A 25,408-nucleotide genomic window follows, 5' to 3' on the forward strand; every position below is an offset into this window, starting at 1 on the left:
CGAGAGATTTAACAAATTGACGCGCGCGGCTGGATTCAGGCGCCCTTTTTTGGCACCCGTCATTCCATGCCGCGCCGTTCCATCCCGCCGCCCGCCATCGCTGTCAACCGCCCCGCGGCGAATGGAACCGTGATCGTGTCCGTTCCGCATGCCGGGCGCATCTATCCGCCCGAGATTCTCGCCGCGGCGCGGGTGCCGCGCGAACAGCTCGAGCGATTGGAGGACAGCTGGTGCGATGCGATCGCCGCGCGCGCCTGCGGAGCCGGGGCCGTCGTCGTCGAGGCGCTGTGGGCGCGCGCCGTCGCTGACTGCAACCGCGGCGAGGGACAGATGGCGCCGGGCGAGGTCGAAGCGTCGCTGCACGCGCAATTTTCGGCGCCGGGGCGCAAGGAGCGCGCTGGGCTGGGCGTCGTGCCGACGCGGCTCGCCGACTGCGGGCCGCTGTGGCGGCGGCCGCTCGACCGCGCGGCGCTGCGCTGGCGGCTCGAATCGCTCCATCGCCCCTATCACGCCGCGCTGGCCGAGGAACTGGCGGCGGCGCGCGATCGATACGGCCAAGCCGTGCTGATCGACCTTCACAGCATGCCGCCGATCCCGGCGGGCCAGCCCGGGCACGGCGCGCGCATCGTCGTCGGCGATCGCTTCGGGGCGACCGCGGACGGCTGGCTGGTCGATCTAGCGATCGAGGCGGCGGGGACGCTTGACGTTCCGGTGGCCCGCAACCAGCCCTATGCGGGCGGCCACATCGTCCGCACGCACGGCAGGCCGGACCGGGGCATCCACGCCGTCCAGATCGAAATCGACCGCAGTCTTTATCTGACGCCTGACAGAATGCCCGATCGCGCTGCGACGGCCCGGCTCGCCGAGTGGTTCGCCGACCTGGTCGCGCGCGCGGCGCAAGCCGGAAGCGATTCGCTGCCACTCGCTGCCGAATAAAAAACCACCTCGTACCGGGGTACGAGGTGGCCAGGGTCCAGGGAGGACGCACCCGCGTCATGCGACGGGGCACTCGCCGTGATGGAAAGGGGGTGAACCACAACGGCGTGACATCAATCTAGGTGTTCCGCGCGCAGGTTACAAGACCGATGATTGCAAAAGAAACTGGTCGGGGAGAGAGGATTCGAACCTCCGGCCCCTGCCTCCCGAAGACAGTGCTCTACCAGGCTGAGCTACTCCCCGACCGATCCTGCGCCGGCGGACCGGCGCGAAGGCAGGGCGGTCCTCTAGACGGGCGTTTCGCGAACTTCAAGCGCCAATGCGCACATCGCGTACGATTGCCGTTTCTACAGCAATTGGGCGCGGCGAAAGCTGAAGTGCCCGCTCTCGACGAAAATCAGATGATCGACCAGATCGACGTCGAGCACCGCCAGAAAGGCGGCGGCTTCGCGGGTGCAGTCGATGTCGGCTCGGCTCGGCCGTGGGTCGGCGGAGGGATGGTTGTGTGCCATCAGCACATGGCGGACGCCGCGACCGAGCAGATTGTGCCAGCGCGGCGGTGTGATCGCGCAGCGCGCCGTCGCCCCTTCGTCGATCCGCTCGAAGGCGGCCAGGCGCTCGAAGGCGTCGAAGGCGGCGAGCAGCAATATCTCGCGGTCGCGCGCGAAGCAGGGGCGCAGCAATTGGCGCGCGACCTCGTCTTCGTCGGCGCGCGCCGTGAAGCCGGCGGTTTCCGCCGGGTCGGGCGCGCCGCCGACGGGTTCGAATTTCGTCATCGGTCCTTCTTGCGCGACGATGGCGTTGTCTCCAACCGGCAACTGGCCCGGAACGGATCGATGCCGGCGGGTGCTTGCCGCGCCCCCGCGGGGGGCTTAGCAAAGGCGGGCAACCCGGGAGCGATTCTTGCCTGATTCCATCCATTATGAGCTGCAATATCTCGACCTGATGCGGCGGATCTGGGTCGAAGGCGACGAGCGCGTCGACCGCACCGGCGTCGGCACCCGCTCGCTGTTCGGCGAGACGATGCGATTCTCGCTCGCGGACGACGCGATCCCGCTGCTGACGACCAAGCGCGTCTATTGGAAGACGGCGCTTCGCGAGCTTCTTTGGTTCCTGACCGGCGACACCAACATCCGCCCGCTGGTCGCGCAGGGCGTACGCATCTGGACCGACTGGCCGCTCGACCGCTACCGCCGCGAAACGGGTCAGGCGATCAGCGCCGAGGATTTCGAGGCGCGCATTCTTGCGGACGAAGCCTTTGCCGTTGCCTGGGGCGACCTGGGGCCGGTCTATGGCCATCAATGGGTCGACTGGCCGCGCTACGAACCGGTGGAGGGGGGGCTCTATCGCCGCGCCGAACGCGGGCATAACCAGATCGCGGCGCTGATCGACGGGTTGCGCAATAACCCCGGATCGCGGCGGCATATCTTTACCGGCTGGAACGTCGCCGATCTGGATCGCATGGCGCTTCCCCCGTGCCACATGACCTATCAGTTCCACGTCCGCAGCGACGGCGGATTGTCGTGCCTGCTCTTCCAGCGCTCGTGCGATCTCGGGCTTGGCTTCGCCTTCAACGTCTTCGAAGCGGCGCTGTTGACGCGCATGATCGCGCAGCAGTGCGATCTCCGCGCGCATGAGCTCGTTTGGACCGGCGGCGACGTGCACCTCTACCTCAACCATGCCGAGCTCGTCGAAGCGCAGCTTTCGCGGGTTCCCGAAGGCGCGCCCAAGCTGCGCATCCTGCGCCGCCCCGAGAGTATTTTCGATTATCGGTTCGAGGATTTCGCGGTCGAGAATTACGCGCCGCAGGCCCATATTCCCGCGCCTGTCGCGGTCTGAGCGGCGGGCATTGCATTGGTATGCGGAAAGCAATAATATGTCGCCACATTGAAATATAACGGCGCGGCGATTCGCGCCTCGAAGGGACGAAGATATGCCCGAAACGCGCCCCGAGCGGAGAGTGGGGAGCCCGGCGAGCAATCTGCCGCCGCTGTCGCTCCATATTCCCGAGCCGCGTTATCGCCCCGGCGATACGCCCGATTTCGGCGATATCGAGATTCCCGCGGTCGAGGCGACGCCGCGTCCCGGCGAAGCGACCAGGCCCGACGCGATGCGCGAGCTTTGCTATGGCCTCGTCCGGGTGCTCGACTTCGACGGCGAGGCGAAAGGGCCGTGGGACCCGAAGCTGACCCCCGACCGGCTGCGGACGATGCTGCGCACGATGATGCTGCTCCGCGCATTCGACGACCGCATGTTCCGCGCCCAGCGCCAGGGCAAAACCAGCTTCTACATGAAGTCGACTGGCGAGGAAGCGACTTCGGTCGCCTCGACGATGGCGATCGACCGCACCGACATGGTGTTTCCGAGCTATCGCCAGCAGGGCATATTGATCGCGCGCGATTATCCGCTGATCCAGATGATGAACCAGATCTATTCGAATCGCGGCGATCATCTGCTCGGGCGCCAGCTTCCGATCATGTATTCGGCGCCCGAGCATGGTTTCTTCAGCGTGTCGGGCAATCTCGCGACCCAATATCCGCAGGCGGTGGGCTGGGCGATGGCGTCGGCGTCGAAGGGCGACAGCCGGATCGCGACCGTCTGGTGCGGCGAGGGCTCGTCGGCCGAGGGCGACTTCCACTCGGCGCTGACCTTCGCGACCGTCTATAACGCGCCGGTCATCTTCAACGTCGTGAATAACCAGTGGGCGATTTCGAGCTTTTCGGGCTTTGCCGGCGGCGAGCGCACGACCTTTGCGGCGCGCGCCGTGGGTTACGGGATTGCGGGGTTGCGGGTTGATGGCAACGACCCTCTCGCGGTCTATGCCGCGACGCAGTGGGCGGCCGATCGGGCGCGGACGAATAACGGCCCGACCTTGATCGAGCATTTCACCTATCGCGCCGAAGGGCACAGCACCTCGGACGACCCGAGCGCCTATCGCGCCGCGCAGGAAGCGAGCGCCTGGCCGTTCGGCGACCCGGTCGCGCGGCTGCGCCAGCATCTCGAACGGCTCGGCGAATGGGATGCCGAGCGCCATGAGGCGCAGGCGAAGGAACTCGACGATCTGGTCAAGACGACCCAGAAGCAGGCGGAAAAGCTCGGCATATTGGGGCATGGCATGCACCAGCCGTTCGAGACGATGTTCGAGGACGTGTTCGAGGAGATGCCCTGGCACCTCAAGGAACAATGCGCGCAGATGCTCGCCGAGCAAGAGGCCAAATTCGGCCCGAACTGGAAGCCTGAATGATGGCCGACCAAAGCAAAACGATGAACATGATCGAGGCGATCAACAGCGCCATGGACGTCATGCTCGAGCGCGACCCGGCGACCGTCGTGATGGGCGAGGACGTCGGCTTTTTCGGCGGCGTGTTCCGCGCCACCGCGGGGCTGCAGAAAAAGCATGGAAAGACCCGCGTTTTCGACACGCCGATCAACGAATGCGGCATCATCGGCGTCGCGGTGGGCATGGGCGCCTATGGCCTGCGCCCGGTCCCCGAAATCCAGTTCGCCGACTATATCTATCCGGGCCTCGACCAGCTCGTCAGCGAGGCGGCGCGGCTGCGCTACCGCTCGGCGAACGACTTCATCTGCCCGATGACGGTGCGGACCCCCTTTGGGGGCGGCATCTTCGGCGGCCAGACGCACAGCCAGTCGCCCGAAAGCATCATGACGCATATCTGCGGCGTGAAGACGGTGATCCCGTCGAACCCCTATGACGCCAAGGGGCTGCTGATCGCGGCGATCGAGGACAATGATCCGGTCGTCTTTCTGGAGCCCAAGCGCATCTACAACGGCCCGTTCAGCGGCTATTACGACCGCCCGGTCGAGCCCTGGTCGAAGCATGCGGCGAGCGCGGTACCCGAGGGCTATTACCGCATCGACCTCGGCAAGGCGGCGACGGTGCGCGAGGGCGAGGCGGTGACGGTGCTAGCCTATGGCACCATGGTCCATGTCGCGAAGACGATCATCGAGGAACGCGGCATCGACGCCGAAATCCTCGATCTGCGCACGCTGCTGCCGCTCGACATCGAGGCGATCGAGGCGTCGGTGAAGAAGACCGGCCGGTGCCTGATCATCCACGAAGCGACGCGCACTTCGGGTTTTGGCGCCGAGCTCGCCGCGCTGGTGCAGGAGCGCTGCTTCTATCACCTCGAGGCGCCGGTCGAACGCGTCACCGGCTTCGACACGCCTTACCCACATAGCCTCGAATGGGCCTATTTTCCTGGCCCGGTGCGTATCGCGACCGCGCTCGACAAGATCATGCGTGATTGACGTGAGCACCACGGCAAACGCGCATGCCCCGGACCGCGATCCGGGGTCTAAAGACAAAAAGGACTGACCGCCATGGCTCGTTATTCGTTCCGTCTGCCCGACATCGGCGAAGGCATCGCCGAGGCTGAAATCGTCGCCTGGCACGTCAAGGTCGGCGACCGCATCGAGGAAGATGCGCAGCTCGCCGACATGATGACCGACAAGGCGACCGTCGAAATGGAATCGCCGGTATCGGGGATCGTCGTCGAAATCGCGGGCGAGGTCGGCGACCTGATCCCGATCGGATCGACGCTCGCGGTGATCGAGACCGACGGCGAGGTTGCGGCGCCTGCCGAGGAGCCAGTCGAGGAAGAGGTCGTGGCGGAAACGCCGGGGGCGGAAGAGGTTTCGGTGGCTGAAGAAGCTCCTCTCCCGCTTGCGGGAGGGGCTGGGGGAGGGCGTGTCGAATCCGCTCCCGCAGTTGCCGCCGAAACAAGCGCTCCCCCGGCCCCTCCCGCAAGCGGGAGGGGGGATAAGGCCGTCCTCGCATCCCCCGCGGTGCGCGCGCGCGCCAAGGATCTCGGCGTCGACCTGTCGCAGGTCCACGCCGAAGGCGACCGCATCCGCCATTCCGACCTCGATGCCTTCCTGCGCTACAGCGCGGGGCAGGGCTATCATGCGCCCGGTGCCGCGCGCGCGCGCGCCGACGAGCCGGTCAAGGTCATCGGGATGCGCCGCAAGATCGCCGAGAATATGGCGGCGTCGAAGCGCGCGATCCCGCACTTCACCTATGTCGAGGAAATGGACGTCACCGCGCTCGAAGCGATGCGCGCCGACCTCAACGCCAATCGCGGCGGGCGGCCCAAGCTGACGATGCTGCCGTTCCTGATCGTCGCCATCTGCCGCACCATTCCGCAATTCCCGATGATCAACGCGCGCTACGATGACGAGGCGGGCGTGGTGACGCGCCATGGCGCGGTGCATCTGGGCATGGCGACGCAGACCGACGCCGGGCTGATGGTTCCCGTCATCCGCGATGCGCAGGACAAGAATGTCTGGCAGCTCGCGAGCGAGATCGCGCGCCTTGCCGAGGCCGCGCGCACCGGCAAGGCAAAGGTCGAGGAACTCACCGGCGGCACGCTGACCGTGACCTCGCTCGGCCCGCTCGGCGGCATCGCGACGACGCCGGTGATCAACCGGCCCGAGGTCGCGATCATCGGCCCCAACAAGATCGTGGAACGCCCCGTCTTCGCCAAAAATCCTCAGGGGGGCGACGACATCCGCCGCGCCAAGCTGATGAACCTGTCGATCAGCTGCGACCACCGCGTCGTCGATGGCTGGGACGCGGCGAGCTATGTCCAGGCGCTCAAGAAGCTGATCGAAACGCCGGTGCTGCTGTTCGCGGATTGATCCGAAAACCGTCGCCCCCGCGAAGGCGGGGGGCCGTTGTCGGCCTTGCCCTTCGTGGCTGCGTAAACCGCCAGCGGCCCCCGCCTTCGCGGGGGCGACGGCTTCCTACAACCCCAGCCCCGCAAGGCTCGTCTGGTCGAACTTCAGCTTGAAGGTGAGGTAGACGCCCGAACGCGAGAAGCGTTCATCCTCGAAATCGCGGTCGCGGAAACCCGCGAGATTATAGCCGAGGGTGATGTTGGCGTTCTTCATCGGCGCTATGGTCAGCATCGGCCCGCCGGCCCAGGCGACGGTGTCGCCACCGGCACCGATCCGCGCGGTCCCCGACGCGCCGATCCCGAAGTGCTCACCCAGATGGATGCGCGCATCTGCGCCGACAAGGTTCGACCAACCCTTCACATCGTCGGCGCCGAAGCGGTCGAAGCTATAACGCGTGCCCCAGAAAAGGCCGAATTCGGCGCGTTCGTACCACATGCGGCCGTCGCCTTGCCCGCCGCGGTCGCCGAGCGGCGCCCAGTTCGCCGACAGGCTGCCGAGCAGGCGGCGGCTTGTCGCGTCGCCGTCGATCGTCAGCGTGCTGCCGATCGCGTCGCGCTGGCCCGCGACCGCGCCGCGCACCTTGTCCGAGCGGAACTCGGTCTTGCCCAGCCACGCGACGCGCGAGGCGGCGGGGCGGTGCGCCCAGCTCATTTCGAACTGCATGACTTCGGTCGTCGGCACCGCATCCGCGCCGCTCGCCTTCGTCCAGGTGAAGAGCGCGCCGAGCGCACGGCCTTCGCCGAGCTGGCGCAGGCCGCCGAAGGTCAGGCCGTAACGATCGGCGAGTTCGCCGTCGCGATATTCGGCGCGGCCGGTCAGCGTCCAGCGATCGGCGCGATAGGTGGCGCCCGCGCTCAGCGCCAGGAAATCCTCGGTCAGCAGCCCGCTCGTGCCGAGGAAGCCGCCCGAAGCGGCGGGCTGGTCCGGGTTGAGGATATCCTTGGCGTGAATCCCGCCCAGGGTGCGGTTGCCATCGAGCGACGCGTCGACCGACCAGCGCTCGCCGAGCCGCAGCGACTGCGACAGGCCATAGGCGGCGAAGCTGCGCGGACCATATTCGCCGATCGCTTGCTGGTTCGCGGTCGCGAGCAGCCGCGCCCCGGCCCAGGGTGCGAGGTCGAAGCCGAGCCGCGCGGTGCGCGCCTTGACCGTATCGCCGTCGGCGATTTCGTAACTGCCGACGAGATTGACGTCGCGCGTCACCGCGAAACGCGCGCCGAGGCGGTGGCGGGCGGGGAAGTCGACGCTGGCGTTCGTGCCGCCGAGCGCGAATTCGGTCTGCGCGTCGAGTTCGAGCCGCTTTTCGAACAGGCGCTGCGTCGCGCCGAGCTGGACGATGTTCGACCGGTTGGACGTTCCGTCGGCCAGTCGGTCGTCGGCGTGGGTCAGGCCCGCGCGTGCCACCGTCGAGCCATCGTCATATTCGACCAGCGCGCGCGCGGCACGGCGGCGCGCACCGAGATCCAGATACTCCTCCTGCCACGCGCTGCCGGTCAGCGACAGGCCGCGGCCCACGCGCAGGCGGCCGTCGAGGCCGAACTTGCGCGTCCCGTCCTCGCCGCGATTGAGCTGGCCGGCGCCGAATCCCGCCTCGCGCTCGCGCAGATAGGCAAGGAGATCGGCGGTGCGGCTGTGGTGCTCGGCCTCGATCAGCCACGCCTTGGCGGTTCCGGCCGCCGCGCTCGCGGTCCCCGCTTTGGCCCGTGCGTCGCTGACCGCCAGCTCGGCGCGGATTTCGGTGTCGAGATCGGGGCGATAGCGCGCATCGACGCCGCCGAGGTCGGTGCGCGCGCTATTGTCCTCGTCATGGATCAGCGTGGCGCCGACGCGTAGCTTTTCGTCGCTCGACCGATAGCTCACGCGCCCGCCGGCGTTGAGCACGCGTTCGCCGACGCCGTTCACTTCATATTCGGCGACGATGAACTGCGGGTCGAGTCCCGAGGAACGGCTGAAGACGGGATTGGCGAAGCGCAGCGCTCCGGCGAAATAGTCGATGTCGTAATCGACGTGCCGGGTCAGGGTCAGCGTTTCGACGATGCGCTCGCTGTGCAGCCGGTCGCGCGTCTCGATGACGATCCGTTCGCTGTTCGGCAGGATGTCGCGCGCGCCGAGCTGATAGGGGCCGGTCAGGCCGTTGCCCTGAATCTCGTCGCGGCGGAAACGGTAGGGGGTGTCGGCGGCGAAGGCGGTCGCGGCGATGTTGCGGCCGCGATATTCGGCCTTGGCGCCATTCAAGGCGCGCTGGTAGCGGGCGAGTTCGGGCTCCGAAATGCCGGTCTCGAAATCGCCGAACATCGCGTAGAATTGCGGGCGTTCGAGCCGCAGGTAGAGTTTGCGCACCGACGCGGCGTCGTAGCGCGTCTCGTTGCGGTCGGCGTAGATGGTGTAATAGGCGCGCGGGTCGATCACGCCGCCGAAACGCGCGTCATCCTTTTCCTTGTCGCTGTCGTAGGCGAGTGTCATCAGCCATTTGCCGCGCACCCGGCCCTTCGCATAGAGCGCGAGGCGCGCGTCGGCGTTCACATCGTCCAGCGTCTCCGCCACCGGCTCCATGCGATCGTCGAGCGTGTTGTAGCCGAGCGTGCCCGCCGCGAAGCCGACGACGGTCCACGGCCGGTCGCCGGGATCGAGCCAGGTCTCGATAGTCTGCTTGCGCTCGACCTTCTCGTCGCGGAAGGTGAAGTCCATCGTCAGCGTGCCCGACGCGGTGGTCGGCTCGAGCTCGATATAGGCCATGCCGTCGTCGCCCTCGACCTTCCAGATCGGGCGGGCGCGGTCGAGCCCGGCGAGCTGCCGCGCCTGCTGCGCGTCGGCCTCGACCGCCGGATAATAGGGCGCGGGAACGGCGAAATCGCCGGTCAGCCCGTGGCGCACCGGGCGGCCGTCGCGATCGGTGAGCCGCACCGCGATCACCGGGCGGGTCACGCCGTCGGCGATCAGCACCGATTTCTCGCGCACCAGAGCGGCGCGCATCGGGGTGATCGAATAATGGACGCTGCGCTCGATCCGCTCGACGGGGCGGCCGTCGGCGTCGCGGATTTCGGCGGTCAGGCGATTCTCGCCCTCGCGAATCTCGATCCCGCGCCACAGGCTGACCGCGACGCGGCCGTCGCCCGATTTGCGCGTGCCGTCGAAGCTGAGCGCGTCGACGGGCTTGCCGTTGACCGCGAGCGCGACCGTCTGTCCCGGAAGATGCTTGATCGCGACGCGCACCGATTTCGAGCGCGGATTATGATCGGGAACGGGGAAGAGCCAGCCGATGCCGGGCGCCTGCCCGGTCAGCCAGTCGCGGTTCGCCCCCGCGGCATCGGGGTCGCTCGCCGCCGCCGGCCGCTCGCTTGCCGGAGTTGCGGGCGCGGCGCGCAGCGGTGCGGGTCCGGCACGGAAATCGGCGCGCTTCAGCGAACCGCCGCGCCCCTCGACGAAGCGCGAGATCGCGCTGCCCGCGCTGTCGGTCGAGCGCGCGCAGTCGACCGCTTCGCGGTCGCGCGGCAGCGTCGAAGGATCGATCTGGACGACGTGCAGGCCGGGCCGCACGCCTTCGAAATGATAGCGGCCGTCCTCGTCGGTGACGGTGTAGCTGCCATCCTGCAGCATCACGCGCACGCCCGCGACACCCTTCGCCTTGCCGGGATCGACGCCGCAACCGCCGTCGGCGATGCGGCCGATGATCGTCATCCGGTCGCCGAGCTGGTCGCGCTTGATCGTCACCGCCGCCTCGGCGACGTTGCTCGCGGTGCCGCGATTGTCGATGGCGGTCGCGCGATTGAGCAGGTTTCCGGGCTCGGCCGACCCCAGCACCTCGGCGAGATAGGTGAGCAGGACCGATTTCGACGGCGCGAGCGCGGGCAGGGCGACGCTGAACTCGCGGCCGTTCGCCGCCACTGCCGCGTCGACGCGGACGCCGTCGGCGCGCACGGTGTCGGGGCGGAGCCGCAGGCCCGCGGGAAGGATGTCGGTGACCGTGACGGCGCCGCTCGCGCGTCCGGCGTCGCGGTTCGCGACCTCGATGCGGTACTGGATGACGTCGCCCGCGACCGCGACCTGCGTCGAACTCGCCTTGCGCAGCGCGAGCGGCTGGCCGGGCCGGTCGACGGGGATGTCGATCCGCACCGGTGCCGGGCTGTCGAGCGTGAAGGCCGCCCCATAGCTGGCTTCCGATAGGGTGAAGGGCAAGCCGTCGTCGGGGCGCCGCAAGCCGGCCAGCTCGCTCGCATCGCTCCGCGACGGCGCGCTGAAGGGACTCGGCGGTTCGACGACAAGCCGATAGGTGCCGGGCGCGACGAAGGGGAAGCGATAGTCGCCGGGCGGGAAATGATAGACGGTGCCGCCCGCGTCGGTGACATCCTCTCCGGTCGTGACGGTCGAGGGGTAGGCGGAAACGCCGTCGTCGCCATAGGCGTTCGCCGGCTGCCCGGTCGCCGCATCGACCAGGGTGATGTGCGTGCCCGCGACCGGCGCCCCGTCGCCGCTGTCGAAGACGATGCCGAACGGATCGACGAGGAAGTCGAGCGTCGCGGTGGCGGTCAGCGCCGCGTCCGCGGCCGCCGCGACGTGGAGCTGGATCGCGGGCCCGGGCGAAACCGACAGGCGGCAGTCGCCCGCGACGATCGCGGGCGGCACGCCGATGGTGGCGATATAGCCAGTGAACTCGCCGCTGTTCGCCGCGGTTTCGGTCAGCGTGATCGCCTCGCGGTCGCCATTGTCCAGCGTCAGCACGACCGGCAGCGTATCGCGCGCGGCGGGATCGCGATTGGCCGAGGCGAGGGTGAGGCCGACCACGAGCATCTCGCCCGCGCGAAAGCTGTGCGTGCCCTGCAGCGCGGCGGGATCGACGGCGAGGTTCGCGTAGACGCCGCTCATCGCCGGGGGGGCGGCGTTCAAGGCGCCGGCGGTCGGCCGCGCGGCGGCGCATCGGGTTGGTGCGAGCGGTGCGCTGTGGTCGCCGCCGCTCGCGATGAGACGATAGGTCGCAATGCCTGGCGGCTCGGACGGTCGCGTCGTGACCGTCACGTCGACCCGGTTCGAGCGCGTATCGCCGCCGCTCCACTGCGCCGTCGCGGTGTTCGAGATGACCTGCGCGCGCACCGCCGGAGCCGCAGGCAGCAAAGCTGCCGCGACCAGGGCGGTCACGAAGCGAAGGGATTTCGAAGTCCACGCCATAGCGAGCCCGGAAAGGCGGCGGGTCCGGGGCAACCGGATCCCGCCGCCTCCGCCCCCCGATCAGTTGACTTTGGTCTGGAAAACGAGCGTGCGGGTCTGACCGGCCGCGATCGTGGCGATCGTGCCCGAAACCACCGGCGCGGCGTAGCTGCCGCCCGCCCCGCCGTCGGCGTTGCAGGTGCTGCCCGTCACGGTGCCGTTCAGCTTGATCGAGCCTGCGACGAAGGTCAGCTGGCCCGGCACGCTGTCGCTGATCGCCACCGACGTCGCGGCCGCGCCGCCCGCCGCATTGGCGATCGCGATGCAATATTCGACCGTGGCGCCGGGGATCAGCTTGGGATTGCTGGCCCCGTTGAGCGGATCGTCGACGACGCGGCTGGTCTTGGTGACGGTCAGCGTCGCGGTCTTTACCGTATAATCGTCGGCCGCGCTGTGCGCCGCGTCGCGCGCGCCGTCGTTGACCCCGGCGATGTCGGCGAAGACCGTATCCTTCCCGGCGGTATTGGCGCCGCTGGTCTGCGAGACGGCGGCCCCCTGAGAACTCGCGGTGCCGCCTTCGCGCGCCGTGGCGCGAAGCTGGATGCCGGCGACCGCGCCGGTCGCGAGGCCGCCCGGAATGTCGGCGACCACGAACAGGCGAACCGGCGTGTCGACGGGAACCTCGTCGGCATAGGTGACGAGCGCGTCGCCGGGATCGAAGCTGCCGACCGTTCCGGTCACCGCGTTGTCGCGATAGATGCGGACATTGGTTGCGTTGAAGCTGTCGGTGCCCAGATGCTTGGCGGTGCCGCCGGTGATCTGCGTCGCGGCGAGCGCGAAGTCGAGCACCTCGTTCGAATTGTTGGTCAACAGGAAGGTCGTGACGGCGTTCGACTGGCCGGGGACGACCTCGGTCGTCGCCGTCCCGTCCTCTTCGACCGTCAGGTCGATCTTGCGGTCGACGACGAAACTGTCCGACGCGCTCTGCTGGGTCTGGCTGACGCCGCCGACCTGGAAATCGACGGTCGCGGTATTGGTGATCGAGCTGCCAGCGGTCGTGCCGGCCGCAAGGGCCGGCGTGGCGGTGACACAGGTGATCGCCGCCAGACCGATGGAGCCCATGTAGGTCAGCTTGCTGGTCATAGCTGAACTCCTAGGCTCGGTTGGCCGCCTGTTCCCCACCGCCGGCGACCGTTAAGCGGCTTGTTTCACCCGGTTATTTGACGATTCCCCGGAACATGAGCTTGCCCGATGCCCCGGCCGGGATCGGCTTTTGAAAGGCCCAGCGGATGTGCGTCACATCGGCGGGCTGCGCGGCGCGGCGCGTGCCGTCCGCGAGCGTGATGGTCAGGTCCGCGAGTCGCCCCCAGGCGTGCCCGCCATCGACCGAGACGAGCGGCTGCGTATCGCCGGCATCGGCGAAGCGCACCGCAGCGGGGAGCGGGTTGGTGATGACGAAGCGGTCGGCCGCCCGTGCGCCCGCGTTGCGATAGTTGAGCACGAAGACGAGCTTGTCGCCGGGAACGACGACCTTCGGTTCCTCGAGCAGGATGCGCTGCTTGCCGGCCGCGTCGGTCTTCACGCGCTCGACGAAAACGCTGTTGTCGAGCGCGATCTGGTCCGCCGCGAGCGCCTGGCCCGGAAGCAGCGCGGCGAAAGCGAGAAGGAGTGCGGAACGCATGATTATTCCCCTCAATCGATCTTGGTCTGGAAGGTGACGGTGCGCGTCTGGCCGCCGGCGATCGTGCCGAGCGCGACGCTGATCCTGGTGCCGTCGTAGCTGCCGGCGTCGCCATCGGCGGCGTCGGTCAGCGCCGCGCCGCCGAGCGTGGCCGAATTGGCGACATAGCTGGTGTCGGCGGGCACATTGTCGGTGATGGCGAGGCCGTTCACCGATCCGCTGCCTGCGACGGTCGCGACGATCGTGTAGGTGATCGTCGCGCCGGGCACCGGTTCGCTGCCCCCGAACGGGTCGGCGACGACCGCCGATTTGACGAGGCTGACGGTGGCGGCCGAAACGGCATAGGCGCCCGAATCCTGACCGTCGGCCCCGGTCGAGCCGACGACGGCGTCGCCGCCGCCTTCACCCGCGCCGGCGAAGCTGGTGCCCGGCGCCCCGGTGCCCGTCTTCGAGGCTGCGATCAGGCTGACGATGCCGCGGTCGCCGTCGGCGACGCTCCCCGCTATGGTCGACAGTATGAAGATCGTCCGGCTCTGATCGGGATCGAGCACGGGGTCGTTGGCGCCAGCGGTGTAGAGCGTGTCGGTCCCGGCGTCGAAAACGCCGTCGCCATTGTCGAGGTAGATCTGCGTGACGGTCGGGTCGAAATTGTCGCCGCCGCCGTTCGCAACGGTGCTCAACGCAAAGCCTTCCTGGCCGTTGCCGTTGTTGGTGAGCGAAAAGGTCAGAAGCTGGCCGGTCGCGCCGGGCGTCGTCGCGACGTCGGCCGGGTCGCTCGAATCGACGGCGACGTCGAGCAGTTCGTCGACGCGCAGGTCGACCTTGTTCGAATCGATCGTCTGGGTGCCGGCGCCATTGTCGAAGCTGGCGCTGGCGGTGTTGCTGATGGTGGAACCCGCGCGGGTGCCCGCGGCGTGGGCCTGCGTTGGCAGGGCCAGCGCGCAGGCGAGGGCGAAGGTCGAAATGGCAGGGATGCGATAGTGATGCACCACGCCCCCCACAGGCGCATTCATCATGATCCGTCTCCAAAGGCTGGTCCGTTGGCATCGCTAATGGAGGGAAAAGGAAAATTTCTGGTTAAGAGCGCGGTCACCATCGGCGATTCTGACCCGGAAGAGGACAGATAGGCCGCGCCGCGAATGCGCGGCGCGGCGTCTGGCGCGCCAGGCAAAGCTCGCGTAAGAAGAGACGGTTAACAGGGAGACGGACGAGGTGGCCGACGACGAGGGGAAAAAGGAGGCTCGCGTGCCGCGCGCCAATCCCCTGCATCAGATCGAGGTCGACGATCTCCGCCGCGATCGGCTGCTCGCGGCGCTGACGCTGATCATCGGCGCTGCCTTCTGCCTCGGCCTGCCGTTCGCGTTGCAGGCGGGGGCGGAATTCTTTCTGCCGCTGACCGCGGCGATCGTGATCGCGATCGCGCTCGTTCCGGTGCTCGAATGGCTCGAACGGCGCGGGGTGCCCTCGGGGCTCGCCTCCTTCCTGTCGCTGGCCGCCTTTCTGCTGGTGATCAACGCCGCGCTCGCGATCATCGTCGTGCCCGCGACCGGCTGGTTCACCCGGCTCCCCGAATCGATCCCGCGCATCCAGAGCAACCTCGCGCCGCTGATCGATTTCTATTCGACCCTGCAGAAGTTCGTCGACCGGACGCTGGCCTCTATGGCGAGCGGCAGCGAGGCGACCGCGCAGGCGATGGCGGCGACCGCGCCGACCTCGGTGGTCGATTATTTCATCTCGGCGGCGCCCTCGGCGGCGATCCAGCTCTTCTTCGCGGTCCTCGTCGTCTTCTTTTTCCTCGCGGGCTGGACGCGGCTGCGCAAGGGCACGATTCGCCGTCGGGGCAGCTTCGACGGCGCGATGCAGACCGCGCGAGTGATCCAGAATGTCGTCGATGCGACCGCCGACTATCTGGCGACGATCACGATGATCAACGCATTCCTCGGCCTGATCGTGTCGCTGCTTTTGTGGGCGCTCGGCATGCCGTCGCCCTTCATGTGGGGCGGCATCGTCGCGATCTGCAATTTCGTGCCTTATCTGGGGCCGATCGTCGCCGCGATCCTGCTCGCGCTCGGCGGGCTGATGACTTTCGACGCGGTGGGTTTCGCGCTGCTGCCGGCGCTGATCTTCATCGGCGTCCATCTCGTCGAGGCGAATCTGATCACGCCGCTCGTCCTCGGCCGGCGGCTGACCGTCAATCCGCTGCTGATTCTCGTGTCGCTGAGCTTCTGGGGCTGGGTGTGGGGAACGCCCGGCGCGCTGCTCGCGGTGCCGCTGTTGCTGATCCTGCAGACGATCCTGCATTCGACCGGGACCCCCGATCTTGCGGGATTCCTCTTCGAACGCGGCACGCTGACGACGGCCGAGGAGATGCGCGCGCGGTTAAATCGCGAGCAGGGCGAAAGCGACGGTTGACAGGCCGGAGCGCGGCGCATATTGGCGCTGCTCCCAAGCACACGCGGGTGTAGCTCAGTTGGTTAGAGTGCCGGCCTGTCACGCCGGAGGTCGCGGGTTCGAGCCCCGTCACTCGCGCCATTCCCTGTCCCTTCGGACGGAATGGCAATCGCGGCTTGGGATCCTTTCACCGTCGGAAAGACCCAAGCCCGGCGCGGCCCTTCAGCCGCGCCAGCGTCCCAGTTCCATCCAGCGCAGCAGCGGCTTCAAGGGCAGGATCCAGACGATCCCTGCCGCCAGATAGAAGATCGCCTGAACCAGGATCGGCCAGGTGCCGACCCATGGCGACAGGCTGACGACGATCGCGGCCCAGACAGCGATCAACAGCAGGATCAGGAAGATGCCCGCGGGCTTGCGCCAGCTCGGTTGATCGGGGCGGGCGGGATCTTCACTCACAAACGGTCTCCACAGACGATCAATTCCTGTTCGGTCAGCACGGCGTCGAGCCGCGCGTCGGTTGATTCGGCGGGTATGGCATCGACTTCCTGCACCGACCAGCCGACGCCGATGCGGGGGATGCCGGGATGCGCGGCGAAATAACGGTCGTAATGGCCGCCGCCCTGACCGAGCCGCCCGCCGCTCCGGTCGAATCCGACGAGCGGGCACAGGATCAGCGCGGGCTGGACGGAAAGACCCTCGTCGGCGGGCTGATGCGTTCCCCAAGGCCCCTTCGCCAGCGCGCCGCCGTTGGCCCAGCGCCGGAAATCCATCGTTTCGCTGCGGTCGCGGTGGAAGGGAAGGGCGATCGGGCAGTCCGCCAGCGCCGGCAGGATATCGGGTTCGTCGCCCCAGGCGACATAGGCCGCGACTGGGGCCGCGACCGGATCGCGGCCTTCGATCAGGTCGGCGAGCGGCTGGGGAAGGGTTCGGAAGGCGGCGAGACGCGCCATGCCGTCCAGATTCGCGGCGAAATGCCGGCGCCGAAAGCGCAGCCGCTCGCGGAGCGCCTGCTTCTGCCGGACCAGATCGGCGGACATGTCGGTCATCGCCGTTCCTGGCTCTTTCTATCGGCGGGTTGGCGGGACCGCCGTGGTCGTTTGCCGGAAAATCCTCTGACGCCAGTAACGTCAGGTGGGGGCCATGTACGTCGGGCCAGGGCCCGGGCAGGGACAGCTCCCTTGGATGATGTATCGCCTCAGGGATATTCGCAGCGGCTCGTGCCGGGCAGTGCCCGCCGCCCCCTATTTAGGGGCGCGGGCGCGGCGTCTCAAGGGATTTGCTCGACTTTCGTCGCGAGCGCCTCGATCCGGTCGGCGATCTGCATCAGCGCGCGGTCGTGGCGGCCCGAGGGCGGCGCGGGAACGACCGGCGCGCCCTGCCGCAGCGCTTCGAGTTCGGCGAGCGCGGTGGCTTCGCGTTCGGCGGCGGCGCGCGCTTCGGCAAGTGCCTCCTGTTCCCGCGTCTGCGCGGCCCGCAGCTCGTCCTTCGCCGCCGCCTCGCGGCTTTCGGCGAGCGCGACCGCAGCGCGCAGCGAATCGGACTGCGGTGCCGCCTTTTCGACCTTGCCGCGCGCTTCCTGTGTCTCGTCGGCGAGCATCAGCGACGCAAAGAGGAGTTGGCGCACCTCGGTTCCGCCCTGGACGCTGCGCGCCTTCTCGTCGATGATCGCGGCGAGCTGGCGGATCCGGTCCTCCTGCCCGTCGGCGCAATGGACGTCGTAGGGGCGTCCCGCGATGCTGAGGCGGACGTCAGCCATGCTTCGCTTCCCCGATCAGGCGGTCGAGTTCGCCGATCACCGCCGCGACTTCGGCCTTCAGGGCCGAGGATTCGGGGGGCGGGGCGGTCGCTGCGGAGGCGGGGCGCTCGGCCCGCGCGGCCAGCGCCTTCTCGATCCGGCTCAGCGCCCGTTCGATGCGGCCGATGGCGAGACTGGATTCGTCGAGATCGAGTTCCATAAACAAAGACGTAGCAGCGGCGCCCGATGGGCGCAATTGCCGAGGGTCGGGCTTGGAGCCGAAACCGGCTTTTTGCGCGATTTCTTGCCGCGGGCGGTTGACTCCTGCCCGCCGCGCCGCAAAGGGCAGTCGCGCACGCCAGCCCAGCCATTTCCGGGGGACGAATGACACTGCCCGAACGCCAGCTCGCCAATGCGATCCGCGCGCTTGCGATGGACGCCGTACAAGCCGCGAACAGCGGTCATCCGGGGATGCCGATGGGCATGGCCGACGTGGCGACGGTGCTCTATTCGGACTATCTGAAGTTCGATCCCGCCGACCCGGCGTGGCCAGACCGCGACCGATTCGTGCTGTCGGCGGGGCACGGCTCGATGCTCGCCTATGCGACGCTCCACCTCGCGGGCTACGCGCATCCGACGATGGACGAGATTCGCGGGTTTCGCCAGCTCAGCAGCCCCTGCGCGGGGCATCCCGAGAATTTCGAACTCGCGGGCGTCGAGACGACGACCGGGCCACTGGGACAGGGGCTCGCGACCGCGGTCGGCATGGCGATCGCCGAGCGGCATCTGAACGCGATCTATGGCGACGAGCTGGTCGATCATCGCACCTGGGTGATCGCCGGCGACGGCTGCCTGATGGAGGGCATCAACCACGAAGCCATTGGTCTCGCCGGACATTTGAAGCTCGGCCGGCTGATCGTGCTGTGGGACGACAACAAGATCACGATCGACGGATCGACCGACCTGTCGACGAGCGAGGATGTGAAGGCGCGCTACGCGGCGACCGGCTGGCACGTCGATGCGTGCGACGGGCACGACCCCGCCGATGTCCGCCGCGCGATCGACGCCGCGCTCGCCGACGAACGGCCGTCGCTGATCGCGTGCAAGACGATCATCGGCTTCGGCGCGCCGAACAAGCAGGGCACCTCGGCCACCCACGGCGCGGCGTTGGGTGCCGACGAGGTCGCGGCGGCGCGCGAGACGCTCGGCTGGACCGCCGAGCCCTTCGTCATCCCGGCCGATATCGCCGCGGCGTGGAAGGCGTTTGGCGATGCTGGAAAGACGCTTCATTCCGAATGGAAGGATCGCCTTGCAAGCAACGAAAAGAAAAAGGATTTCGAGGCACGGATTGCCGGCAAGGTGACCCCCGGCGCGGCCTTCAAGGCCTATCTCGACGGGCTCGTCGCCGAGCCGCCGAAGGTCGCGACGCGCAAGGCGTCGGAAAACACGCTGACCGCGCTCACCGCCGACATCGGCGCGCTGGTCGGCGGCAGCGCCGATCTGACCGGTTCGAACAACACCAAAACTTCGTCGACCAAGCCGCTGACCAGAAATGATTACTCGGGTCGCTATATCTATTATGGCATCCGCGAATTCGGCATGGCGGCGGCGATGAACGGCATGGCGCTGCACGGCGGGGTCATTCCCTATGGCGGCACTTTCCTGGTGTTCGCCGACTATTGCCGCGGCGCGATCCGCCTGTCGGCGCTCCAGCGCCAGCGTGTCGTCTATGTGATGACGCACGACAGCATCGGCCTGGGCGAGGATGGGCCGACGCACCAGCCGATCGAGCATCTCCAGTCGCTGCGCGCGATGCCGAACCTGCTCGTCATGCGCCCCGCCGACGCGGTCGAGACCGCCGAATGCTGGGCGCTCGCGCTCGCGCAGACGGATCGGCCGACGCTGCTCGCGCTCACGCGCCAGAATCTACCGCCGCTGCGGCATGACGTCACCGAAAATCTTTGCGCAAAGGGCGGTTACCGCCTGCGCGATGCCGCGGCCGCCCGCAAGGTCGTCCTCGTCGCGACGGGCTCCGAAGTGTCGCTCGCGATGGAGGTCGCCGACCGGCTGGAGGCCGCGGGGCAGGGCGCCGACGTCGTCTCGATGGTGTCGACCGAGCTGTTCGACGAACAGGATGCGGCGTATCAAGCCGATATCCTGCCGGAGGATGCGCTGATCGTGTCGATCGAGGCGGGCACCACCTTTGGCTGGGAGCGCTATACCGGACGCCACGGTTTGCGCTTCGGCATCGACAGTTTCGGCGCGTCGGCGCCGATCGAAGACCTATTCAAGCACTTCGGCCTGACCGCCGATGCTATCGCTCCCCAGATCCTGACCCGGCTGGGCCAATAAGAACCCGGTCGCTCCCACGCAGAAAGGACGTTTCGTCATGGCAGTGAAAGTCGCAATCAACGGTTTCGGACGCATCGGCCGCCTCGTCGCGCGCGCCATTCTGGAACGCCCCGATTGCGGGCTCGAACTCGTCGCGATCAACGATCTTGCCGATGCCAAGTCGAACGCGCTGCTGTTCAAGCGCGACAGCGTCCACGGCCCATTCCCGGGTGAAGTGAAGGCCGATGGCGACTCGATGGTCGTCGACGGCAAGCGTATTCGCGTCACCGCCGAACGCGACCCCGCCAACCTGCCGCACGCCGAGCTGGGCGTCGACATCGCGCTCGAATGCACGGGATTCTTCGCCGATCGCGACAGCGCGTCGAAGCATCTGGCCGCTGGCGCCAAGCGCGTGCTGATCTCTGCCCCCGCGAAGGGCGTCGACCTGACCGTCGTGTACGGCGTCAACCACGACAAGCTGACCGCCGAGCATGTCGTCGTCTCGAACGCGAGCTGCACCACCAACTGCCTCGCGCCGGTCGCCAAGGTGCTCAATGATGCCCTCGGGATCGAACGCGGGCTGATGACCACCATTCACGCCTATACCAACGACCAGAAGATCCTCGACCAGATCCACCCCGACAAGCGTCGCGCCCGCGCCGCCGCGATGTCGATCATCCCGACGACCACCGGTGCCGCGCGCGCGGTTGGTGAGGTGCTTCCCGAGCTCAAGGGCAAGCTCGACGGCTCGTCGGTCCGTATTCCGACCCCGAACGTCAGCCTGATCGACCTGACCTTCACGCCGAAGCGCGACACGAGCGTCGAGGAAGTGAACAAGATCCTGAAGGACGCATCGGAAGGCGCGCTGAAAGGGGTCCTCGATTATTCGGACGAGCCGCTGGTTTCGATCGATTACAACCACTGCCCGGCCAGCTCGACCATCGACAGCCTCGAAACCGCGGTTCTCGAAGGCAAGCTGGTTCGCGTCGTGAGCTGGTACGACAATGAATGGGGTTTCTCGAACCGCATGGTGGATACCGCCGGCGTGATCGCGGGGCTGCTGTAAGATCATTCGCACATCGTCATTGCGAGGAGCGCAGCGACGAAGCAATCTCCAGCCATGACACATGAGCTAATCGCTGGAGATTGCCGCGGCCCCTTCGGGGCCTCGCAATGACGAGACATAGAGACGCGAAGACGCTTCGATGCTGTCGGGGCGAATGGAGTCGAATATGAGCAGCTTCAAGACCCTCGACGACATTGGCGACGTCACCGGCAAGCGCGTCCTCGTCCGCGTCGACCTCAACGTCCCGATGTCCGACGGCGCGGTCGCCGACGACACGCGAATCCGCGCGGCGATGCCGACGATCCGCGAGCTGTCCGACAAGGGTGCGATCGTGCTGCTGCTCGCCCATTTCGGACGGCCGAAGGGCGCGAAGAACCCGACCCAGTCCTTGAGCCTCGTCATCGACGGGGTTGCCGACGTGCTCGGCCATTCGGTGATGTTCATCCCCGACTGCATCGGTGAGGGCGCCCAGGCGGGCGTCGCAGTGCTCGCGCCCGGCGATGTCGCGGTGCTTGAAAATACGCGTTTCCACGCGGGCGAGGAAAAGAACGATCCCGCCTTCGCCGATGCGCTCGCCGAGATCGGCGATCTTTATGTCAACAACGCCTTCTCGGCGGCGCACCGCGCGCACGGATCGACCGAGGGCATCGCGCACCGGCTGCCGGCCTATGCGGGGCGCGCGATGGAGGCCGAATTGAAGGCGCTCGACGCCGCGCTCGGCAATCCCGCGCATCCGGTCGCGGCGGTGGTCGGCGGCGCCAAGGTGTCGAGCAAGATCGACGTGCTCAAAAATCTGGTAGGCCAGGTCGACCATCTGATCATCGGCGGCGGCATGGCGAACACCTTCCTCGCCGCGCGCGGGGTCGACGTCGGCAAGTCGCTGTGCGAGCATGATCTGGTCGATACCGCGAACGCGATCTTCGACGCCGCCGACAAGGCCGGCTGCACCATCCATCTGCCCTATGACGTGGTGGTCGCGAAGCAGTTCGCGCCCAACCCGCCGACGCGCACCGTCAACGTCCACGAGGTCGCGGCCGACGAGATGATCCTCGATGTCGGCCCGGCGGCGGTCGAGGCGCTCGCCGACGTGCTCAAGAACTGCCGCACCCTGGTGTGGAACGGCCCGCTCGGTGCGTTCGAAACGCCGCCGTTCGATACGGCGACCGTCGCGCTCGCGAAGACCGCGGCGGCGCTGACCCGCGAGGGATCGTTGATCTCGGTCGCGGGCGGCGGCGATACCGTTGCGGCGCTCAACCATGCCGGCGTAGCGCAGGATTTCACTTTCGTCTCGACCGCGGGCGGGGCCTTCCTCGAATGGATGGAAGGCAAGCCGTTGCCGGGCGTCGACGCGCTGAAAGCATAGAATTTTCGCTTCCATTGCATCCCGCGCGCGGGACAGCTATGCGCGCCGCCACATACGTATGCAAACAACCGGAGATCTTATGACCACCGCCAATGCCGCCATGCTCGACCAGATCAAATCGGGCCAGGGGTTCATCGCCGCGCTCGACCAGAGCGGCGGTTCGACGCCCAAGGCGCTCAAGGGCTATGGCATCGGCGAAGACGCCTTTTCGAACGATGAGGAAATGTTCGGCCTGATCCACGCGATGCGCAGCCGCATCGTCACCGCGCCCTGCTTCAACGGCGACAAGGTGATCGGCGCGATCCTGTTCGAACGCACGATGGACGGCGAGGCCGGCGGCAAGCCCGTGCCGGCGCTGCTGTGGGAACGCGGCGTGGTGCCGTTCCTGAAGGTCGACAAGGGGCTGGAGGCGGAGGCCGACGGCGTCCAGTTGATGAAGCCGATGCCCGATCTCGACGCGCTGTGCGATCGTGCGGTGGCGAAGGGCGTGTTCGGGACCAAGATGCGCAGCGTCGTCAACCTCGCCAACCCGGCCGGAATCAAGGCGATTGTCGAGCAGCAGTTCGCCGAAGCGAAGCGCATCGCGGCGCACGGCCTCGTCCCGATCATCGAGCCCGAGGTCAATATCAAGAGCCCCGAGCGCGACGCCGCCGACCGCCTGCTGCTGAAGGAAAGCCTCGCGGCGCTTGACGCCTGGGACGGCGCGCCGGTGATGCTGAAGCTGTCGCTGCCCACCGAGGCCGGGCTGTTCCAGCCGCTCGTTGATCATCCCAAGGTTCTCCGCGTCGTCGCGCTCTCGGGCGGCTTCGCGCGGCCCGAGGCGTGCGCCGAGCTGGCGAAGAACCCCGGCATCATCGCGAGCTTCAGCCGCGCCCTGCTCGAAGATCTGCGCGCCCCGATGAGCGACGAGGAGTTCAACGCCTCGCTCGGCGGCGCGATCGACGAGATTCACGCCGCTTCGATCGCCTGATGGCCGCGAGCTGGCACGCCGTCGACGATTATATCGCCGGGAAGCTGCTCGGCGATGACGCGGCGCTCGCCGCCGCGCTCGCGAATAACAAGGCGCAGGGCCTGCCGCCGATCGACGTGTCGGCGACGCAGGGCAAGATGCTGTCGCTGCTCGCGCAGGTCGCGGGGGCGCGGCGCATCCTCGAGGTCGGGACGCTCGGCGGCTATTCGACCATCTGGCTTGCCCGCGCGCTGGCCGAGGGCGGCGAACTGGTGACGCTGGAGATCGATCGCAAGCACGCCGGCGTCGCGCGCGAGAATCTGGAGCGTGCGGGGGTGTCGGACAAGGTCGATATCCGCGTCGGCCCGGCGAAGGACAGCCTCGCCGCGATGACCGGAGAGGCGCCCTTCGACTTCGTCTTCATCGACGCCGACAAGCAGGGCAATGCCCATTATGTCGCCGAGGCGATCCGGCTGGGGCGCAGCGGCACGGTGATTGTCGTCGACAATGTCGTGCGTGAGGGCGGAGTGCTGGAGGCGGACAGCCATGACGAACGCATCGTCGGCACCCGCGCGCTGTTCGACATGCTGGCGGCCGACGAACGGCTCGATGCGACCGCGGTGCAGACCGTGGGCGCGAAGAAATGGGACGGGTTCGTGCTGGCGCGGGTGCGCTGACACCCATATTTCTGTCATTGCGAGCGCAGCGAAGCAATCTAGGGCGGTCTACGTTACTCTGGATTGCTTCGCTGCGCTCGCAATGACGAGGAACTCAAAGCCCGCCGTCGAAGCGGAATGCGAAGCGATAATCCTCGGACTTGATCGGCCGTCCGGTGTGCCGTGCTGGCGTGACTCTTTCGAGCAGGATCGTGCCGTCGGCGAGCGGGATGCGCTTGCCGAGAATCGCCTCGAACGCCTGCGAGCGGCCGCCGGGGCGAATCCACCGCATCTTGAGCCGCACCTGCCCGGCCCACACGCACATCACATTCTCGGGGCAGCGGCTGTCTTCGAGGATCCGCACCGGCTGGATCACCGGGCCGTCGGCATAGGCGCGCTGGCCGAGGGCGACGCTGGAGGCGTCGGGAAGGGGCGCGGGTTCGGGCGGCGCCGACCGGCTCGCCGCGCAGGCGGAGAGGGCGAGCGGGACGACCAGCGACAGGGCGACGAGGCGCGGCATTTTCTGCATTTGCCCGAGCATGGCGGCGTGGCTATGAACCCGCCATGACCACACGGACCTGCCAGCTCTATCTGATTTCGCCACTCGACGTCGGGGGCGATTTTCCTGCCCGGCTAGAAGAGGCGCTCTCCGCCGCGCCGGTCGCGGCCTTCCAGTTTCGCGTCAAGGGGGTGGACCAGCACGAGGCGGCGCGGCTCGCCGAACCGCTGCAGGCGATCTGCGCTGCGCACGAGACCGCCTTCATCGTCAACGACGACATGGCGCTCGCGAGGCGGCTGCGCGCCGACGGCGTCCATCTGGGGCAGGGCGACGGCGATCCGAAGGAAGCGCGGCGCCTGCTCGGGCCCGATGCCCAGATCGGCGTGACCTGCCATGCCAGCCGCCATCTCGCGATGGAGGCGGGCGAGGCCGGGGCCGATTATGTCGCTTTCGGCGCCTTCTTTCCGACCACGACCAAGGCGGTCGAGCATCACGCCGATCCCGAAATCCTGACCTGGTGGCAGGGGTTGTTCGAGCTGCCCTGCGTCGCGATCGGCGGGATCACGCCCGCCAACGCCGGGGAACTGGTCGACGCCGGCGCCGATTTCCTCGCGGTATCGGGCGCGGTGTGGAACCACGAAGGCGGCCCCGCGGCGGCGGTGCGCGCCTTTGCGGCGGTGCTGGAGGGTCAGCCGGCCGGATAGTCGCGGTGCGGCGTCTCATCGTCCCTGTCGCGCCGCTGCTCGTCCTTGCGCCAGCCGAACAGGCCGGCGCAGGGGGTCGCGCGGCGCGGATTCTTGGGCGCCGTCCGGCGCGGGGGGCGAAGCTGGTCGCTATAATCGATGCTCATCATGCGCGCCGCTATGACAGCGGTGCGCGGGACGATATTGGATCGATGCGACAAATCGGCTTCGGTTCGTCGCCTTTTCGCTTGCGCAATGCGCGGCGCGGCGCAACAGCAT

The 25,408-nt window shown here is 67.8% G+C and carries 23 protein-coding genes and 2 tRNA genes; 13 read left to right on the forward strand and 12 right to left on the reverse strand.

The genetic code is table 11. The features are described from left to right. The first annotated feature begins 135 nt into the window (after window positions 1–135). Window positions 136–936, forward strand: a complete 801-nt coding sequence (locus tag CD928_RS02475) for an N-formylglutamate amidohydrolase (protein WP_095385179.1) — start codon at window positions 136–138, stop codon at window positions 934–936. Between the two features lie 166 nt (window positions 937–1,102). Here the strand turns inward: CD928_RS02475 and CD928_RS02480 are convergent. Next, window positions 1,103–1,179: transfer RNA gene (locus CD928_RS02480), tRNA-Pro, on the reverse strand. A gap of 104 nt (window positions 1,180–1,283) precedes the next feature. Then, window positions 1,284–1,712 (reverse strand): JAB domain-containing protein, encoded by a 429-nt coding sequence (locus CD928_RS02485; RefSeq protein ID WP_095384394.1) that lies wholly within the window; start codon window positions 1,710–1,712, stop codon window positions 1,284–1,286. Between the two features lie 127 nt (window positions 1,713–1,839). Between CD928_RS02485 and thyA the strand changes: the two genes are divergently transcribed. The 4 genes from thyA (at window position 1,840) to CD928_RS02505 (ending at window position 6,594) form a co-directional block, all read left to right on the forward strand. Continuing rightward, the gene (gene thyA / locus CD928_RS02490; RefSeq protein ID WP_255247018.1) at window positions 1,840–2,775 is read left to right on the forward strand and encodes a thymidylate synthase; all 936 of its coding nucleotides are present in this window, start codon (window positions 1,840–1,842) and stop codon (window positions 2,773–2,775) included. A gap of 94 nt (window positions 2,776–2,869) precedes the next feature. After that, the gene (locus tag CD928_RS02495) at window positions 2,870–4,180 is read left to right on the forward strand and encodes a 3-methyl-2-oxobutanoate dehydrogenase (2-methylpropanoyl-transferring) subunit alpha (protein ID WP_095384397.1); all 1,311 of its coding nucleotides are present in this window, start codon (window positions 2,870–2,872) and stop codon (window positions 4,178–4,180) included. A 20-nt stretch (window positions 4,181–4,200) separates the two neighbouring features. Then, window positions 4,201–5,205 (forward strand): alpha-ketoacid dehydrogenase subunit beta, encoded by a 1,005-nt coding sequence (locus CD928_RS02500; protein WP_095385185.1) that lies wholly within the window; start codon window positions 4,201–4,203, stop codon window positions 5,203–5,205. A gap of 72 nt (window positions 5,206–5,277) precedes the next feature. Continuing rightward, window positions 5,278–6,594: a dihydrolipoamide acetyltransferase family protein gene (locus CD928_RS02505; protein ID WP_095384399.1), complete on the forward strand. Its 1,317-nt coding sequence runs from the start codon at window positions 5,278–5,280 to the stop codon at window positions 6,592–6,594. 105 nt (window positions 6,595–6,699) lie between these two features. On the opposite strand, the gene CD928_RS02510 is transcribed toward CD928_RS02505, so the two are convergent. From CD928_RS02510 to CD928_RS02525, 4 genes are all read right to left on the reverse strand, one after another. Then, on the reverse strand, window positions 6,700–11,796 hold the full coding sequence (locus tag CD928_RS02510; RefSeq protein WP_095384402.1) for a DUF11 domain-containing protein: 5,097 nt from the start codon (window positions 11,794–11,796) through the stop codon (window positions 6,700–6,702). Window positions 11,797–11,856: 60 nt separating this feature from the next. Further along, window positions 11,857–12,918, reverse strand: coding sequence for a DUF11 domain-containing protein (locus CD928_RS02515; RefSeq protein ID WP_095384404.1), 1,062 nt, complete (start codon window positions 12,916–12,918; stop codon window positions 11,857–11,859). A 73-nt stretch (window positions 12,919–12,991) separates the two neighbouring features. Continuing rightward, window positions 12,992–13,456 carry a DUF11 domain-containing protein gene (locus CD928_RS02520; protein ID WP_095384408.1) on the reverse strand — a complete coding sequence of 155 codons (465 nt, stop codon included), beginning with the start codon at window positions 13,454–13,456 and terminating at the stop codon, window positions 12,992–12,994. An 11-nt stretch (window positions 13,457–13,467) separates the two neighbouring features. After that, entirely contained in the window at window positions 13,468–14,472 is a 1,005-nt protein-coding gene (locus CD928_RS02525) for a DUF11 domain-containing protein (RefSeq protein WP_095384410.1), read from the reverse strand. A gap of 229 nt (window positions 14,473–14,701) precedes the next feature. Between CD928_RS02525 and CD928_RS02530 the strand changes: the two genes are divergently transcribed. Together CD928_RS02530 and CD928_RS02535 are read left to right on the forward strand one after the other, a co-directional pair. Next, on the forward strand, window positions 14,702–15,868 hold the full coding sequence (locus tag CD928_RS02530; protein ID WP_255247019.1) for an AI-2E family transporter: 1,167 nt from the start codon (window positions 14,702–14,704) through the stop codon (window positions 15,866–15,868). Between the two features lie 43 nt (window positions 15,869–15,911). Beyond that, window positions 15,912–15,988, forward strand: a tRNA-Asp gene (locus CD928_RS02535). Between the two features lie 81 nt (window positions 15,989–16,069). Here CD928_RS02535 and CD928_RS02540 read toward each other — a convergent pair. The 4 genes from CD928_RS02540 to CD928_RS02555 all read right to left on the reverse strand — a co-directional run bounded on the left by CD928_RS02540 (window position 16,070) and on the right by CD928_RS02555 (window position 17,802). Continuing rightward, the gene (locus CD928_RS02540; RefSeq protein ID WP_095384413.1) at window positions 16,070–16,303 is read right to left on the reverse strand and encodes a DUF2842 domain-containing protein; all 234 of its coding nucleotides are present in this window, start codon (window positions 16,301–16,303) and stop codon (window positions 16,070–16,072) included. Beyond that, a complete protein-coding gene (locus CD928_RS02545; protein ID WP_095384416.1) occupies window positions 16,300–16,893 on the reverse strand; it encodes a 5-formyltetrahydrofolate cyclo-ligase in 594 nt (197 codons plus the stop codon). Before CD928_RS02545 ends, CD928_RS02540 begins: the two co-directional genes overlap by 4 nt. Before the next feature lie 221 nt (window positions 16,894–17,114). Continuing rightward, entirely contained in the window at window positions 17,115–17,603 is a 489-nt protein-coding gene (locus CD928_RS02550; RefSeq protein WP_095384419.1) for a cell division protein ZapA, read from the reverse strand. Beyond that, entirely contained in the window at window positions 17,596–17,802 is a 207-nt protein-coding gene (locus CD928_RS02555; RefSeq protein ID WP_095384422.1) for a hypothetical protein, read from the reverse strand. Before CD928_RS02555 ends, CD928_RS02550 begins: the two co-directional genes overlap by 8 nt. Window positions 17,803–17,966: 164 nt before the next feature. Here CD928_RS02555 and tkt point away from each other — a divergent pair, with 164 nt between their 5' ends. The 5 genes from tkt to CD928_RS02580 all read left to right on the forward strand — a co-directional run bounded on the left by tkt (window position 17,967) and on the right by CD928_RS02580 (window position 23,968). After that, entirely contained in the window at window positions 17,967–19,934 is a 1,968-nt protein-coding gene (gene tkt / locus CD928_RS02560; RefSeq protein ID WP_095384425.1) for a transketolase, read from the forward strand. 37 nt (window positions 19,935–19,971) lie between these two features. Beyond that, complete coding sequence (gene gap / locus CD928_RS02565; protein ID WP_095384428.1) at window positions 19,972–20,979, forward strand: type I glyceraldehyde-3-phosphate dehydrogenase; 1,008 nt, start codon at window positions 19,972–19,974, stop codon at window positions 20,977–20,979. A 166-nt stretch (window positions 20,980–21,145) separates the two neighbouring features. Then, window positions 21,146–22,342, forward strand: a complete 1,197-nt coding sequence (pgk, locus tag CD928_RS02570) for a phosphoglycerate kinase (RefSeq protein ID WP_095385189.1) — start codon at window positions 21,146–21,148, stop codon at window positions 22,340–22,342. A gap of 100 nt (window positions 22,343–22,442) precedes the next feature. Continuing rightward, window positions 22,443–23,312, forward strand: coding sequence for a fructose bisphosphate aldolase (locus CD928_RS02575; RefSeq protein ID WP_176473435.1), 870 nt, complete (start codon window positions 22,443–22,445; stop codon window positions 23,310–23,312). Continuing rightward, window positions 23,312–23,968, forward strand: a complete 657-nt coding sequence (locus CD928_RS02580; RefSeq protein WP_095384434.1) for an O-methyltransferase — start codon at window positions 23,312–23,314, stop codon at window positions 23,966–23,968. The genes CD928_RS02575 and CD928_RS02580 overlap by 1 nt, the downstream gene beginning before the upstream one ends. Window positions 23,969–24,062: 94 nt before the next feature. On the opposite strand, the gene CD928_RS02585 is transcribed toward CD928_RS02580, so the two are convergent. Continuing rightward, window positions 24,063–24,476 (reverse strand): hypothetical protein, encoded by a 414-nt coding sequence (locus CD928_RS02585; protein ID WP_255247020.1) that lies wholly within the window; start codon window positions 24,474–24,476, stop codon window positions 24,063–24,065. Window positions 24,477–24,511: 35 nt separating this feature from the next. Between CD928_RS02585 and thiE the strand changes: the two genes are divergently transcribed. Then, window positions 24,512–25,150 carry a thiamine phosphate synthase gene (gene thiE / locus CD928_RS02590; protein ID WP_095384440.1) on the forward strand — a complete coding sequence of 213 codons (639 nt, stop codon included), beginning with the start codon at window positions 24,512–24,514 and terminating at the stop codon, window positions 25,148–25,150. Here the strand turns inward: thiE and CD928_RS23260 are convergent. Continuing rightward, complete coding sequence (locus tag CD928_RS23260) at window positions 25,135–25,299, reverse strand: hypothetical protein (protein ID WP_176473415.1); 165 nt, start codon at window positions 25,297–25,299, stop codon at window positions 25,135–25,137. The two genes, thiE and CD928_RS23260, sit on opposite strands and share 16 nt — an antisense overlap. Window positions 25,300–25,408: the final 109 nt, after the last annotated feature.

Origin of the sequence: Sphingopyxis sp. GW247-27LB (genome assembly GCF_002277025.1) — a bacterium.
Lineage (GTDB): Bacteria > Pseudomonadota > Alphaproteobacteria > Sphingomonadales > Sphingomonadaceae > Sphingopyxis.